The 14,947-nt window shown below is 69.7% G+C and carries 14 protein-coding genes; 2 read left to right on the forward strand and 12 right to left on the reverse strand.

Annotation, left to right across the window (positions count from 1 at the left end):
* The coding region (locus D7V97_RS44800) for a hypothetical protein (protein WP_158623461.1) at positions 1-260 on the forward strand (260 nt) is incomplete at its 5' end.
* An 810-nt stretch (positions 261-1,070) separates the two neighbouring features.
* Here D7V97_RS44800 and gmk read toward each other — a convergent pair.
* A complete protein-coding gene (gmk, locus tag D7V97_RS26855) occupies positions 1,071-1,694 on the reverse strand; it encodes a guanylate kinase (RefSeq protein WP_120613493.1) in 624 nt (207 codons plus the stop codon).
* Positions 1,691-2,569 (reverse strand): YicC/YloC family endoribonuclease, encoded by an 879-nt coding sequence (locus D7V97_RS26860; RefSeq protein WP_120613494.1) that lies wholly within the window; start codon positions 2,567-2,569, stop codon positions 1,691-1,693. Before D7V97_RS26860 ends, gmk begins: the two co-directional genes overlap by 4 nt.
* Before the next feature lie 81 nt (positions 2,570-2,650).
* Between D7V97_RS26860 and D7V97_RS26865 the strand changes: the two genes are divergently transcribed.
* Positions 2,651-3,760, forward strand: a complete 1,110-nt coding sequence (locus tag D7V97_RS26865) for a glycosyltransferase family 9 protein (RefSeq protein WP_120613495.1) — start codon at positions 2,651-2,653, stop codon at positions 3,758-3,760.
* Here D7V97_RS26865 and D7V97_RS45435 read toward each other — a convergent pair.
* The 10 genes from D7V97_RS45435 to D7V97_RS26910 all read right to left on the reverse strand — a co-directional run bounded on the left by D7V97_RS45435 (position 3,750) and on the right by D7V97_RS26910 (position 14,865).
* On the reverse strand, positions 3,750-3,926 hold the full coding sequence (locus D7V97_RS45435) for a hypothetical protein (protein WP_199728948.1): 177 nt from the start codon (positions 3,924-3,926) through the stop codon (positions 3,750-3,752). The genes D7V97_RS26865 and D7V97_RS45435 overlap by 11 nt on opposite strands.
* A 2-nt stretch (positions 3,927-3,928) precedes the next feature.
* Positions 3,929-4,417 carry an adenylyltransferase/cytidyltransferase family protein gene (locus D7V97_RS26870; protein WP_120613496.1) on the reverse strand — a complete coding sequence of 163 codons (489 nt, stop codon included), beginning with the start codon at positions 4,415-4,417 and terminating at the stop codon, positions 3,929-3,931.
* The gene (locus D7V97_RS26875) at positions 4,414-5,427 is read right to left on the reverse strand and encodes a bifunctional heptose 7-phosphate kinase/heptose 1-phosphate adenyltransferase (protein ID WP_120613497.1); all 1,014 of its coding nucleotides are present in this window, start codon (positions 5,425-5,427) and stop codon (positions 4,414-4,416) included. The genes D7V97_RS26870 and D7V97_RS26875 overlap by 4 nt, the downstream gene beginning before the upstream one ends.
* A 31-nt stretch (positions 5,428-5,458) precedes the next feature.
* Positions 5,459-6,547 carry a tetraacyldisaccharide 4'-kinase gene (gene lpxK / locus D7V97_RS26880; RefSeq protein ID WP_120613498.1) on the reverse strand — a complete coding sequence of 363 codons (1,089 nt, stop codon included), beginning with the start codon at positions 6,545-6,547 and terminating at the stop codon, positions 5,459-5,461.
* Positions 6,544-7,575: a glycosyltransferase gene (locus D7V97_RS26885; RefSeq protein ID WP_120613499.1), complete on the reverse strand. Its 1,032-nt coding sequence runs from the start codon at positions 7,573-7,575 to the stop codon at positions 6,544-6,546. Before D7V97_RS26885 ends, lpxK begins: the two co-directional genes overlap by 4 nt.
* Positions 7,575-8,576, reverse strand: coding sequence for a glycosyltransferase family 4 protein (locus D7V97_RS26890; RefSeq protein ID WP_120613500.1), 1,002 nt, complete (start codon positions 8,574-8,576; stop codon positions 7,575-7,577). Before D7V97_RS26890 ends, D7V97_RS26885 begins: the two co-directional genes overlap by 1 nt.
* Entirely contained in the window at positions 8,573-9,847 is a 1,275-nt protein-coding gene (locus D7V97_RS26895) for a 3-deoxy-D-manno-octulosonic acid transferase (protein WP_120613501.1), read from the reverse strand. Before D7V97_RS26895 ends, D7V97_RS26890 begins: the two co-directional genes overlap by 4 nt.
* A 20-nt stretch (positions 9,848-9,867) precedes the next feature.
* The gene (locus D7V97_RS26900) at positions 9,868-11,034 is read right to left on the reverse strand and encodes a PHP domain-containing protein (RefSeq protein WP_120613502.1); all 1,167 of its coding nucleotides are present in this window, start codon (positions 11,032-11,034) and stop codon (positions 9,868-9,870) included.
* A 157-nt stretch (positions 11,035-11,191) separates the two neighbouring features.
* Entirely contained in the window at positions 11,192-12,976 is a 1,785-nt protein-coding gene (locus D7V97_RS26905) for an ABC transporter ATP-binding protein (protein ID WP_120613503.1), read from the reverse strand.
* A 2-nt stretch (positions 12,977-12,978) separates the two neighbouring features.
* Complete coding sequence (locus D7V97_RS26910; protein WP_120613504.1) at positions 12,979-14,865, reverse strand: DUF4388 domain-containing protein; 1,887 nt, start codon at positions 14,863-14,865, stop codon at positions 12,979-12,981.
* Positions 14,866-14,947: the final 82 nt, after the last annotated feature.

A 14,947-nucleotide genomic window follows, 5' to 3' on the forward strand; every position in this document is an offset into this window, starting at 1 on the left:
AGCGCTGCAGTTTGGGTGAAAGCGCCCTCAAAAAATTGACTGCGGGTTTCCGCAATCCATATCTACTTGGGCTTGCTATTTGGTTTTCAAAGACCGAGCCGCTTGTCCTGCTTCGCGACTTTTGCTACCGTTACTTCTCGCTGCTTGCCGGCTTCTTTTCAACCGGCGGGGTTGCAGCTTCTATTTCAGTGCGCATCCGCTGTCAACTTCCGCTTTTGCGTCCTGCGGGCTTCTTCGATTTCTTCGGCGCCGTCCAGTGACTTCCGCCGTTTCCTTCGAAGGGGAGCGGCTTCTACTTCTTCGCCGCCTTCCCTGTCAACCGCTCGTTTTCAGCTTTCCTCACCGCTTCTCGTCCGCTTGTTGCCTTCCGGACTTTCTTTCGGTGGGGCGCGGCTTCTATCTCTTCGCCGCGTTCGCTGTCAACTCGCTTGTTGACTGCCCTATTTTCTTGTCGGTGCTACACCTCTCCCAGGAGTACCTTCCGCGCCAGTGCGCGGGCTTCCGGGTGAGGGGCGCGGCTTCTACCACCGCGCACTTCAGAGTCAACCCTTTCGGCTCGGCTCCTTGCTGCTTCCGACGTTCGCGCTGACTGCTCGCTTTCGTCGAGGGGCGCGGCTTCTAACTTCCCGCCGCGTCTCCTGTCAACCACCGTCCTGCAGCTTCCGATTTACCACCGCAACCGCTTCAGCTCCGCCTCCCACGAGGCAGCAACCCGCTCCAACCCCTTCAACGCCCGCTGATCAACTGCCCTGCTGCGGTAACCATCTATGAATCGAACCGGAGATTGTCAACTTCTCGTCACCGGCAGAACCAGGCCTCGTTCGCGCGGGATTTCTTCCCCGTGCTCCGCTGCCGTGTTCGTTCCAGGTGGCTCAGTAAAACCGCCGGCCCGGAACCATTCTTCCCCGCGTCTTTCAAGTGCCACCGGAGTGACGCCTGCGTGTCGCCGCGAGGTGTGCGGCTTATCCAACAGACGACCAGGCAGCGCAAGAAGTTTGATGCAGACCGCTGGCGCATCGCGACGTGGTGGAGGGGAAACCCGGAGCCCGCTCCACCGATTCCCGCGGGGCTCAGCTCCCGAGCTTGAGCTTGGACAGGTCCACCCGTCCCCTGCGGCACTGCTCCGCGACCACCACCGAGCGCAGCTCATGGTAGGCGCGCTCGAAGTCGTCGTTCACGACGATGTAGTCGTAGGACGCGATTCCCCGCTCGATCTCCGAGCGAGCTCCCAGCATGCGCCGACGGATGGTCTCGTCGGAGTCCGTCTGGCGGTCCCGGAGGCGGCGCTCCAGCTCATCCATGGAGGGCGGGAGCACGAAGATGAGGACCGCGTCAGGGTGCTTGCGCTTGATGGCCTGCCCGCCCTGCACGTCGATGTCGAAGACGGCGGTGCCGCGGCGGCGGCGCGCTTCGTCCACGACGGACTGGGGGCTTCCGTAGAAGTGGCCGTGCACCTCGGCCCACTCCACGAACTCGCCTTGTTCGATCTTCTCCTGGAAGGCGGCCACCCCGACGAAGTGATAGTCGACGCCTTCCTGCTCCTTGCCTCGGGGCCGGCGGGTGGTGACGCTCGTGGAGAAGATGCCGTCCGGCATCTCCTTCAGCAGTCGGTGCGCAAGGGTCGTCTTGCCCGCCCCTGAAGGAGCGGAGAGGACGAGCAGCAGGCCAGGAGGGAGTCCAGAGAGTTCGTTCATTCGACGTTCTGCACCTGTTCGCGGATGCGCTCGACTTCGGCCTTCATCGAGACCACACGCGAGGAGATCTCCGCGTGCTGGCTCTTGGAGCCTGTCGTGTTCACCTCGCGGTGCATCTCCTGCACGAGGAAATCCATGCGCCGGCCCACGGGCTCGGGGCTCGCCATCAGCAGGCGGAACTGTTCGAGGTGGGTCGCCAGGCGGGTCACCTCTTCGGCGATGTCCGTGCGCTCGGCGAACAGGGCGACTTCCTGCGCCAGCCGCTGCGGATCCACCGCGACGCCGCGCGCGAGCTCCGCCACACGCTCAGTGAGCCGTTGCTGGTAGTCGTTCACCGCGCGCGGCGCGAGCCGGGCCACTTCCTGGCTCCACCCTTCGATGAGCTTCATCCGGGTGTCGAGGTCCGTGTGGATGGACTCGCCCTCGGTGTTCCTCATCGTCTCCAGCGCGGAGAGGGCCTGCTGGAGCGCGGTCTGGGTGGCCTGGGTCGCGGACTCCACGTCCACTCCCTTCTCCTCCAGGCGGATGACTCCCGGCTGGTTGGCCACCTGGGACCAGGCCACGTCCGCGGACAGGCCCAGGGCGGTAGCGACTTCCCGGAAGGCCCGGGCGTACTCACGGGCGAGGGCGACATCCACGGTGGGGACGTTGCCAGAGACGGTGGCGGCCTGGCGGCGCACCAGCACTTCCACCGAGCCTCGCGCGAGCCGGTCCTTCACCAGCTTCACGAGCGCGGGTTCCAACGCGGACAGCTCGCGCGGCAGCCGGACCTTCACTTCACAGAACTTGTGGTTGAGCGAGCGCGCCTCCACGGAGACTTCTTCGTCTCCCACGCGGGCGCGTCCTGAACCAAATCCGGTCATGCTTTTGAGCATCGGGCCGGGTGCTAGGGGCTTTCCGTCCCGAGGTCAAGCCACCGTCTTGCATCCATTCCAATTCTGGTAGGGTCCGCCGCGATGGCGTGGCACAAGCAGCTCGAAACGTGGGCGAAGCTGGCGTTGGCGCTCCTGGCCTCAGTCCTCTTCTGGCGCCCTGGACGTCGTCGTCCGCTCGGAACGCCCCTCCCCTCCCCTCGCAAGCTCCTGCTCGTCCGCCCGGACAACCGGGTGGGCGAGGCCCTCCTCCTGACGCCCCTGTTGAGGACCCTCAAGGCCCACGTGCACCCTCCTCCCGAGGTGCATGTGCTGGTGCACTCCAAGGTGGCCCGCGTCCTCCAGGGGCATCCCGAGATCGATGCCGTCCTGGCGTTCGACCGGCGCTACCTGTGGCTGGGGCCGCTGGCTCCTGGGATCCGCGCGCTCCGGCGTGCCGGCTACGACACCGTGGTGGATTGCGCCAACTGGAGCGCTCCGTCGGTGACGAGTGCGCTGATTTCCCGGATGGCGGGGCCGAAGGCGGTCGTCATCGGGCCGGGCATCTGGCCTGTGACCCTGCTGCAGTCGGTATCGGTGCCCGCCCGCTCCGATACCCGACACGAAGCCGTGCAGCGAACCCACCTGCTCACGCCCCTGACGAATGGGGCCGTGGCCCAGGGCCTGTCCTTCCGGGAGCCCGTCGTCGGGACCGCGTTCCGTGGCTACCTGGAGGCGTTCAGCGGGTCGGGCTCGCGGCGCGCGGTCATCAACCCGGGGGGCCGCCTGGGTGAACGTCGCATCCCGGCCGAGGCCTTCGCGGCCGCGGCCCGGGAGCTGCTCTCGCTGGGCTATGCGCCCGTCGTCACGTGGGGCCCGGGTGAGGAGCCGCTGGCGCAGGCCGTGCTCGCGGGTGCACCGGGTGCGGAGCTTGCCCCGGCCACGAGCATCGACGAGCTCGCGGCGCTCATGCGGGCCGCCGGGCTCACTGTCTGCAACAACACCGGGCCCATGCACCTGTCCGTGGCCGTGGGCGCTCCCACGCTGGCGTTCTTCCTGCGCATCGACATGGCGCGCTGGGGCCATGCGTTCGCTCCCCACCGGATGGTGGACCTGACGCCCCTGGTGGACCAGGCCTCCGGCGTGGGGCTGGAACAGCGCGTGGCCGAGGAGGTCCGGTCGTTCGTCTCGGGGCGTGGCTCGCTCACGGGGTGAGCGGACGCTCTCGTTCGGGCACCATCTGCGGGATGTCCTGCTCCACCGGCCAGGCTCGCAGGCAGCGGGGGCAGTGGACTTCGGGTGGGTGGCCCTCGTGCGGTTCGAGGGGGCGCTTGCAGTGGGGACAGCCCAGGATGGCTTGCAGCACCGGGTCCAGGCCCATGGCTACTTCGGGCCTTCGCGCCCGAGCCTGCGCGCCAGCTCCGTGGTGCTGTGGTCCTTCGGGTCTCCTGCCACCGCGGTCCGGCCTCCGTAGGCCCGGACCTCGTCCCCCTCTGGGATGGAGTCCGGCGTGTAGTCGGTCCCCTTCACGTGCACGTCCGGCTTGAGGGCGCGGATGATGGCTCGCACGTTCGCTTCGTCGAAGACGACAACCCGGTCGGTGCAGGACAGCGCCGCGACCAGCTCCGCTCGCTCCGCCTCCGGGATGTGGGGACGTCCGGGCCCCTTGTAGGCCCTGGTGGAGGCATCCGAGTTCACCGCCACCACCAGCACATCCGCGAGGGCCTTGGCGCCCTCCAGGTACCGGACGTGCCCGACGTGCAGCAGGTCGAAGACTCCGTTGGCCAATGCCACCGTGCGGCCCTGCTCGCGCCAGCGTTCCCGCTCCTCCGCGATGGCGGCGAGGGGGCGAAGCTTGTCCAGGGTGTTCATCGCGAGCTCCGCAACTCTCCGAGGAGTTCTTCCCGGGAGACCGTCGCCGTTCCGGGCTTCTGCACGACCAGGGCTCCCGCCACGTTCGCCAGCCGCGCCGCTTCTGCGAAGGTCGCTCCGGCCGCGAGCGACAGGGCGAGGCTCGCGATGACCGTGTCCCCCGCTCCCGTCACGTCCACCGCCGACTTCGCTCCGTGCACGGGGATCAGGTCCACTCCGCCCTTCGCGTCGAAGAGCGCCATGCCGTGCCTGCCTCGCGTCACCAGCAGCGCCTGACACTCCAGCTTGCGCACCGCCGCGTGTCCCGCTTCCAGCAGGTCTTCCTTCGTGCGCACCGGACGGCCCGTGAGTGCTTCCAGCTCCGGCTCGTTGGGCTTGCACACCGTGAGGCCCACGAAGGAGGCGAGCGCGTAGCGGCTGTCCACGCAGACAGGCAGTCCGTCGCGGGCGAGCTTCCGCAGCACCTCGCGGACCTCGTCGCTGACCACGCCGGCGCCGTAGTCGGAGACGACCACCGCGTCCGCGTCCTTCGCCGCGGCTTCCACCTGCCGGGCAATCGCCTTGCGCATCCGGGGTGGCAGGGCGCCTCGCTGTCCCCGGTCCACGCGGAGCATCTGCTGTCTCGTGGTGCTCACGCCGCCCGCGAGGATGCGGCTCTTGGTCTCCGTCTCGATGTTCCGGCTGCTGACCGCGTGCAGCCGGATGTCCGCGGCGTCGAAGAGCTTGCGCAGCTCCCTGCCCATCGGGTCCACGCCCAGCGCGCCCACCGCCGTCACCTGACCGGACAGCGTCCGGACGTTGGCCGCCACGTTGGCGCCGCCGCCGAGCTTCACTTCCGAGGACTCGTAACGAACGATGAGCACCGGGGCCTCGCGGCTCACCCGGTCCGTCTGCCCGTAGAGGTAGTGGTCGGCGACCAGGTCTCCCACCAGCAACACCCGGCGGCGCGCGAAGGCGAGTGGCAGACGCGAGGACGGAGCTGTCGGACGTGAGGACGAGACCGCGGCCATGGGCGCGCGTTGTCCCACAGCCCTCAGACCCTCACAAGCCGAGTGCCCGCCGCAGGTGCGATTCGCCCTCCAGGACTTCCACTCCCAGGCGCACGGCCCAGGCCTCGAACCCCGGTGGCAGCCTCACCGCGTCCTTCTCCGTCGTCACCACGAGCGCTCCCTGCTGTCGGGCCCGGGCTTCAACCGTGCGCAGTTCGTCCTCGGTGAAGCGGTGGTGATCCGGGAAGAGGGCGGCGTCCCGCACCTCCACTCCCAACGCGGTGAGCGTCTTCAGGAAGCCTCCGGGCCGGGCCAGCCCCGCGAGCGCGAGGACCGGTCTTCCCTCGAGCGCGTTCGTCGCGTGCTCGGTGCCCGAGGGATCCCACCAGCCCGTGGGCCCGTAGCGCGTCCGGACCCGGGGCGCCGTCACGGCTTCGAGCCAGGGAATGGGGGCCGTGGGTTCTTGAGACAAGGGGGCCGCTCGCAGCCAGAGGAGCGTCGCCCGGCGCAGGGCCGAGGGCGGCTCTCGCAGCGGTCCCCTGGGGAGCAGGTGGCCGTTGCCCAGGCCCACGGCTTCGTCCACGACGACGAGGTCTTCGTCCCGATGGAGGCGGCGGTGCTGGAAGCCATCATCCAGCAGGACCGTGTCCAGGCCGAAGTCGTCCCTTGCCCTGCGTGCCGCCGCGACCCGATCCGCTCCCACGAAGAGGCGGGCCCTGGGACACCTTCGCGCGAGCAACAGGGGCTCGTCTCCGGCCTCCTCCACCGTGGGTGCGGATTCGGCTCCCGCGAAGGTCAGCGGCTCCCGGGACTCGCGCCCGTAGCCTCTCGTCAGGATTCCGACCTTGCGACCTTCGCGGAGCAGCAGCTCGGCCAGGTGCAGCACCGCGGGCGTCTTGCCCGTGCCTCCCACGTTGACGTTGCCGACCGACAGGACTCGCAGCCCTTCGACGCGTTCGGCTCGCAGCAGGCCGCTGTCGTAGAGCGCGCCCCTGAGGCGGACCGCTCCGCTGTACGTCCAGGACAGGAGCGCGAGGGGGGACAGGAAGGCGCGACGAGCCCAGGGCTCGGGCGTCGGAGGGTAGAAGACCCGCTCGAGGGCCGTCGGGGCGACAGGTTCGGGGCCCTGCCTGGCGGTCATCGCCGGGCCTCCGCCGCCTGCCGGTAGAGGTCCAGGACGTCCCTGGCGATGCTTTCGTTCGTCGGGTGCTCGGTCGTGGCTCGGGAGCCAGAGAGGGCGGCGGCCACCACGGCGTCCACCGTGGGCGCCTCCACCTTCGCGTCCGCGAGGTCCGGGAGCGCTCCTTCGTTCACCGCCACCACCCGGACTCCACAGGCCCTGGCTTGTGCCGCGGCCCTTGCACTCCAGTCGTTCCCGAGGCCGAGGATCCAGACCTCATCCAGGGCCTGTAGCCACTTCACGAAGGCCGCGCCCTGCTGGTAGCCCGCGAACGTCACGTGCCCCGTGAGGCCTCGCTCCGACACCTGCTTCCGGGTTGCTTCGAACAGGGCTCCGTCTCCTACCAGCACGAGTCGGGCTTCCGGGCGATGGGAGATGACCCTGGCGAAGGCTTCGACTCCGAGCGCGTGACGCCGGCTCTCCTGGAACGTGGAGATCATTCCCACGAGATACGTGCCCCCGAGGCCCAGGTCCCGACGCAGGGATTGGCGGTCCTTCGCCGGCTCGAACATCGGATCCACCAGCGCGGGGAGCACCTGGACGGGGCGATGGCGGCCTTCGAGCTTCGCTCGCAGATGGTTCGCGGGCACCGTGTAGCCGCCTGCTTCGGGCAGTGATGCTCTCAGGGAACGAGGCGCGTGGATGGAGCGGATCCGCACCGCGCCTTTGGGCGTCCCCCACCTCGCCAGGAGGTGATCATGGGTGAAGTGGGCGTGCAGTACGTCCACCTGTCGCTGACGGAGCGTTCGTAGGTCGCTCCACAGCTCCCAGGGCGGCGACTTCACGGACAACGCGAGGCCTCCCTCGTCCAGGAGGCCCAGGGCCTGGAAGCGCGGGACGGCGGGCTCCTCCGCGGCGATGTCCCGGCGCTTGCGGTCCACCGCGACCGTCACCTCGTGGCCCAGGGCCCGCTGTGCCTGGGCCAGCAGCGCGACGTTCTCCGCGGGTCCACTCCAGAACGGACTCGCGAGCAGGTGCAGGATGCGCATCAGCGCTTCACCAGCGATTGGTAGAGGTCGCTCAGGGCCCTGGCTTCGTGTTCGACCCCGCAGCGGCGGCGCGCTTCCTCGGCGGCGTTGCGGCCCACCTGGCGCGCTCGCTCCGGCTCGCGGGTCAGCTGATCCAACAGCGCTCGCAGCCCCTTCACGTCTCCGGGCTCGAAGAAGAAGCCGGTGCGGCCGTGCTCGATGAGGGTGTCCAGGTAGGGCAGCTTCGAGGCCACCACGCAGCAGCCCGACGCCATCGCCTCCACGTGCACCAGCGAGTAGCCCTCCGCGTAGGACGGGTGCACCAGGATGCTCAGGCCCTGGTACCAGGGCTCGATGGTGGACTGCTCACCCGCGAGCGTCACCCGCTCCTCGATGCCCTGGCGCAGCCCGTTCACCCACGCCAGGTCCGGGCCCTTCGCGAGCCCCACCAGCACCGCCTGCCACTCCGGTCGCTCCGGCAACAACGGCCGCAGGGCTTCGATGAAGTCGCCCTGCCCCTTCTCCTTGCGGATGCGGCCGATGACTCCGATGCCGTAGCGCCCGCCCTGCCCCAGTCGCTCCCAGGCGGCGTCCCGGTCTTCCGGCGGACGGAAGCGCGTGAGGTCGATGCCGTGGGAGATCACCGTGGAGGGCAGCGCGATGACGTCGGAGATCTGCTTCGTGAGCGACACCAGCGCGTCCGCGCCCCGGGCAAGCCAGCGGGTGAAGCGCGTGGGCGCCACCGACGTGTGCCTCGTGAAGACGAGTTGGACCCGGCCTCCCAGCACCTTGAGCAGCATCCCCGCGAGGAGCTCGTTGTTCCGATGCGCGTGCCAGACGATGGGCTCCTGGTGGGAGCGACGGATCAACTCCGCCCAGGTGATGCGCGGCAGGTCCGCTGTCAGGCCGGAGCCGATGACTCGCGTCTCCTCGCCCTTCGCGAGCGCGGGCACCACCGACTCCACGTGCCGGGTCACTCCCGTGTACCGCTTGTGGAAGTGGGGGTGGACGATGAGCGTCATGGGCTTCCCTCGCGGCGCGGCAGCGCGGCCATCGCTTCGGCGTTGCGGTCGCTGGCTCCGGAGATCCGGCGCACCGTGGCCCCGGCCTGGGCCCCCAGGGCGCTCAGGTGGTCCGGGTTCTCCAGCAGGTTCTTCAGCGCGGTGTACAGCGCCTCTCCGTCCGCCACCGGGAGGCCTCCGTTTCCTTCCAGCACCACGACGCTGTCCCGGAAGTTGTCCATGTGCGGGCCGAACAACACCGGCTTCCCCTGCCCCGCCGGCTCCAGGATGTTCTGGCCGCCCCGCTTCGTGAACGACCCTCCCACGAACACCACCGTGGCCAGCCGGTAGGCTCGGGTCAGCTCTCCCATGGAGTCCATCACCACCACGGGCGCTCGCTCCGGGTTTCCCTTCGAGCGCAGCCCGGCGGACAGGCCCCGGTCCTTCGCCAGGGCGAGGATCCGCTCGGCACGGTTCACGTAGCGCGGCGCGATGACCAGTCCCAGCGTGGGCCAGCGCTCCCGTAGACGCTGATACACCTGCAACAGGATTTCTTCCTCACCCTCGTGGGTGCTTCCCGCGATCCACACGGGCTGCTCCGGGGTGAGGCCCAGCGCGCTTCGCAGGGCTTCGTCCTCGGGCGCGGGGCCCGCGGCCAGGGCGTCGAACTTGGTGTTGCCCGTGGTGAGGACCCGCTCCGGTGGGGCTCCGAGGGTCCTGGCCCTTTCGGCCTCCTCTTCCTGCCGCATCAGGAGCAGGTCCAGGTCCTCCAGCGGATTCCCGATGAGCCCGAAGAGCGTCCGGTACTTCCCCACGTTCTTCGGGGAGAAACGCCCGTTGGTCATCACCACCCTCGCGCCGGAACGCTTCGCGGCTCGGATGAGGTTGGGCCAGACCTCCGTGTACTCCAGCACCAGCACGTCCGGGCGCAAGGCTCGCACCGCTCGCCTCGTCGCGCCCCAGAGGTCGTAGGGGGCGTAGACGACTCCGTCGATCTGCTTCGCCAGGCGGTCGCGCGCCATCGCGTGGCCGCTGTCCGTCATCGTCGAGAGCACGATGCGACACCCGGGGAAGCGCTGGCGCAGCGGGCCGAACATGGGCGCCAGGGCCAGCAGATCTCCCGCGCTGGCTCCGTGCAGCCACAACAGCGGGCCCGTTCCTTCGGGCAGCGCCCCGGGCGCGTAGAAGCCCAGCCGCTGCATCAACCCGTGACGCGTCTTCCGGTACACGCAGAGCACCGGGAACAGCAGCGCGAATAGGACGTAGGTGGCGACGATGTAGAGCAGGCGCATGGGCGACGTCCCGCGCTCTATCAGATGCCCGGTGCTCGCGGCACCACTCGCACCGGACTGGGGACGAGCCATGGACGCCACTCGTGGCCGAAGAAGCGCCCGGGCGCGTAGGCCCAGACCTCCACCTGCACCGCTCCGGGGCCGGTCAGCTCGACGTGCTGCCCGTCGGGGCTCAGGCGGCCTTCTCCCCACACCCGGACCTCGAGCGTCCCCGCGTCGTGTTCGGGGAGGCGCACCGTGAGCACTGCTCCCATGGGGGCCTCGCGGGTCTTCGCGTCGTACCCTTCCAGGGCGAAGCCGTCGGGCGCTCCGAGGGCCCGGAAGACGCAGAGGGCCTGGGTGCTGGCCAGGGCCTGGGTGACCTGAGCTTCGGCCTCGCGGGCATCCTGGGACAGGGGACCTGACAGAAGCTCCGGTGGAAATTCCAGGTCGAGCGCGGTGAAGACGGTCTCGTACGCGGGCAGGCCGTGCGCATCGTGCGCGCAGAGGGCGAGTCTTGGACGCTCACGCGCCAGCTCCAGGAGGCGTGTCGTGGGTTCTGGCTCGGGGACCACGAGCAGCATCACGCCGTGCACCGGATTGACCAGCGACGCACCCAGCGCGGGCAGGAGCCGACTCACCGGGCTGTGCAGGGCCTGCCGGAAGAAGGTGTCCGCGGAGTACAGCTCGAAGCCGGGCACCTGGTGCGCGGTGGCGTCGTCCTTCCAGGGGTTCTTCGTCTGGACCGGATGGGCGAGGACCGCGGTTCCTCCAGCGGCTTCGACCGCCGCCACGGCTTGTTCGGGCGGGCCCCAGGACTTCACGTCCTGCAACGGTCGCTGCATCCCGAAGGCGGCCAGGTGGCCCGCGCTGGTCGAGAGCTCGACCCCGGGGATGAGCAACACGCCGTCCACCCAGGTCGCGATGGGCGGCTTGAGGTCGTTGTGGTCGGTGAGCACCACGAAGTCCAGGCCCGCTTCCTTCGCCGCCGCCGCGACCTTCGCTGGCGTCCCGTGCCCATCCGAACGCGTGGTGTGCACGTGGTACGCGCCCCGGATCCATGGCTTCGCCGTCGGCGAGGGCGCGACGACCGGGTAGTCCGCGAAGCCCGCAGCGAAGGCGAAGAAGCCCGCGATGCCCAAGAGGAGCAACAGCACCCCGAGCACGGCACGGACGCCCAGGGAGAGGAAGCGTTTGGCCGACTTCACTCGCGGCTCCAACCGTGGACCCTGCCGCTTCGAGCGCCTGAACTGGGCCCGTTCGTCGAGTGCATTGAGACGTCTGGCGCCTTCGTGCCTTGCACTGCTCGATGGATCCGGTCGTCCGCAGACACCCGCTGGGTGCCTGCCTGGGCGGCGCGCGCCTTCATGCCGCTCCCCGCTCCGCGGACCCCGTCGTCTGCAGGCGCCACATGGACGCGTAGCGGCCTTCCTTCTGGAGCAGCTCCGCGTGGCTGCCGCTCTCCACGATGCGTCCTGCTTCCACCACGTGGATGACGTCCGCGCTCGTCACCGTCGACAGGCGGTGGGCAATCACCAGCGCCGTCCGGCCCGGGAGGACCTTCGCCAGCGCGGCCTGGACCTCGCGCTCGTTCTCCGGATCCAGGCTGCTGGTGGCTTCGTCCAACACCAGCACCGGCGCCTTCGACAGCACCGCTCGGGCGATGCACAGACGCTGGCGCTGGCCTCCGCTCAGCGTGACACCCCGCTCACCGATGCGCGTGTCGTAGCCCTGCGGCAGCGCCTGGATGAAGCCGTCCGCGTTCGCGACCCTCGCCGCGGCCTCGACCTCATCCTTCGTCGCGTTCGGCCTCGCGTGGCGCAGGTTCTCCAGCACGGTGCCGTGGAAGAGCAGCGGCTCCTGCGTCACCAGGGCGAACTGACTCCGGACGCTCGCCGCCGTGTACGTGTCCGCATCCACTCCATCCAGGAGGATGCGGCCTTCCTGGGGACGCTCGAAGCGCAGCAGCAGCGACGTCACCGTGCTCTTGCCGCCTCCACTGCCGCCCACCAGCGCCGCCACCTGGCCCACCTTCAGGTCCAGCGTCAGCCCTTCGAGCGCACGCCGCTCCCCGTAGGAGAACCGCACGCCCTCCATCCGCAGCGACTCCCGCATCGCCGGCGCGGGGATGGCTCCGGGCGCATCCTCCACCGGGTGCTTCAGGTCGAGCAGCGCGAAGAGCCGCTCGCCCGCCGCTCCCGCCTGCACCGCGAACTGCGTCACCCGGCCCAGGTCCTTCACCGGCTGGTACACGAGGATCACCGCCGTCAGCAGCGACAGGAGCGCCTCCGGTTCCATCGCCCGCGTCGCCGCCGCGTACCCCAGCGCTCCCGCCAGCGCCGCCGCCGCGAGCACCTCCATCAGCCCCGGCACACCTCCGCGCGCCCAGGCCGCGCCCACCACGGCCTCTTCATGCGCCTTCGCGTAGGACTCGAAGCGCGCGAGCTCCGCCTGCTGCCCGTTGAAGGCCTGGATGGTACGCAGCCCTCCCAGCCCTTCGTGGAGCTGCCCCGCGAGCTGCCCCAGGTGCGCCTGCCCCTCCCGCGTCCCCTTCAACACCTTGCGCGTGAGCTTCGACGCGGGCAGCGCCGCCAGCGGAATCACCGCCAGCATCAGGCCGCCCAGCAGCGGACTCATCGACAGCGCCACGCCCGCGAGCACCAACACCTGAATGGTATCGCGCAGGTACGAGCCCACCGTGTACATGGCGGCCAGTTCCACGGCCATCACGTCCGAGGAGAAGCGGCTCAGCAGGTCTCCCGTGCGCTGCCGGGACATCTGCGAGGGAGACAGCGCGGTGAGGCGCAGGAAGAGGTCGCGCCGCAGGTCCTTCACCACGCGCTGCGCGAACAGGCCCATGAAGTAGAACTGCCCCAGGTAGCCCACGCCCTTCACCACGCCCACGCCCAGCACCAGCACCGGGAAGCCCCAGAGCGCCGCCTCACGCGGCAGGTCCGCCAGCCACGGCACCCGGTGCGCGCTCGCGAAGCCCTCCTCCCCTCCTGAGAGGAGGAAGCGCAGGGCCGGGCCCAGCAGGTACGCGTACGCGCCCGTGGCGAGCCCCAGCACCGCCATGCACAGGAAGGCCAGGACGAGGATTCCCGCGTGCGGCTTCGCATAGCGCAGCAGTCGCCAGAGCACGTGATGCATGGCTACTTCACCACCTTCTGCAGGGCCGCCCTCGCGAGCACCGAGTACGGGTTCAGCTCCAGCACCTTCATCAGCTTCTTGCGCGCGAGCGGCGCGTCGTCCAGGTCGATTTCGATGATGGCCGCGATGATCTGCGCGCGCTCCAGGTACGGATCCAACGTGAGCGCCTGCTTGAGCACCTTGCGCGCCGCCAGCGCCCGCTGCATCAGCGACCCGGGCGAGCCCCGGTACTTCGCCCAGGCGAGGTACGAGTAGTACTCGGGCTCGTGCTCGTTGAGCGCCACCGCCTCCTCGAAGCCCTGGATGGCCGCGCGGTAGTCGCCCCGCTTCAGCGCGGACTCACCGCGACGCAAGGCAATCTCCGCGTCCACGTTGATGGCGGTCGCTCGGCCCACCACCTCCTGCCGGCTGAAGAAGTACTGGAGGTAGGCGCGGCGCTTCTCGTCCACGCTCAGCACGCGGTACGAGGCGGACAGCTTCTCCTGCACCTGATCCAACAGGTCGCGCAGGTCCGAGATGTCGAACTCCGCGTAGGTGTCCGGATGAAAGCGCATCGCCGTCTCGTGGTACGCGCGCTCCACCGCTTCCTTGTCCGCCGCGATGTGCAGCCCCAGCCCGCCGAAGTAGCTGCGCGTGATGATCCGCACCGCCTCCTCGCGCAGCGCCGCCGCGGTCTCCGGGGGCAGCGTCTTGCGCTTGCGCGGCGCGATGACGTCCGGCGCCGCCGACGCGCTGAGCACGTCCGTCCCCGACGCCAGCGGCACCGGCGAGAACGTCACCCCGCCCGTCAGCCGCAGGAACCACAGCAGCGTGTACGCCGCCCGCAGCTCCGCGCGCCCGTGCGCGAGCAAATCCCTCAGGACGATGCGGCCATTCACCTGCATGGCCAGCTTGATGTCCTCCGTGTCCAGCGCCATCGCCTGGAGGTCGCGGCCGAAGTCCGCCGAGCGCACGGGGTACTCGCTCAGGTGCGCGCGCAGCCCCGCCGCCACGACCTTCAACGGCATCCTCCGCCGGGCCGCCTCCAGGAGCGGCGCCAGGGCCGGCTGCTCCACCGAGGCCACCTCCGTGGAGAACTCGTCGCCCGCGTAGAAGGCGTAGCGGCCCTCGCGCATGGCCAGCACGCGGCCGAGCCTGTCCCGGGTGAAGTCGCGCAGCAGGGCCAGCAGCTCCTCGCCCACCGCCTCCACGCCCACGTCCGCCAGCGCCGCGCCGATGCGCATCCCGGAGGCCAGCGCCTCCACCACCGGCTGCTCCTGCGCCTCCGTGAGGACCTGACGCTCGCGCAGGAAGTGCGGGAAGGCGTCCTGCTTCGCGGAGCCGTCGAAGTTCACCGGCCCGCCGCGCAGGAAGTACACGCGCCGCGACAGCCTCCGGTGCGCCACCACCAGCACGCCGTCGCGGCGCAGCCGGTAGAGCGAGTGCAGCAGCGCCGGCAGCGGGAAGTTCTTCAGGTCGCCCGTCGCCACCGCGGGGCGCGACAGCGTGGCGGCCACGCCCGTCGGCACGACGGCCTGCGCGGCCTTCACCAGCGACTCCAGCCGCGGCACCAGCTCCCCCGGCTTGAGCGGATCCGGGATGTACGCGTTGACCTTCAGGTCCAACACCGAACCCACGCCGCGCGCGCGGCCCAGGTGCCCCTTGTCGATGGCCACGATGGGCACCCGCCCGCCCTGGCTGTGCGCGCGCAGCAGGTGCACCACGTGCTGCCCCTCCACGTGCGGCAGGTCCACCCCCAACACCACCACGTCCGGGTTGTCCGCCGAGAAGTGCTCCAACGCCATCACGGCGTCACTCACCGCCCGCACGGTGTACCCGGCCTGGGAGAGCAGGCCCGTCAGGTGCTCGAGTGTCGGGGGGTGGCTCTCAGCGAGCAGAAGCGTCTTCAAGGGGGCCGCAGTCTACAGCCTCCCTCCCCCCGACCTGTCTCTTATACACCTCTGACGCTGCCGACGAACCCTAGGGTGTAGA

The sequence above is a fragment of the Corallococcus sp. CA053C genome (assembly GCF_003611675.1).
In the GTDB taxonomy this organism is placed as follows: Bacteria; Myxococcota; Myxococcia; order Myxococcales; family Myxococcaceae; genus Corallococcus.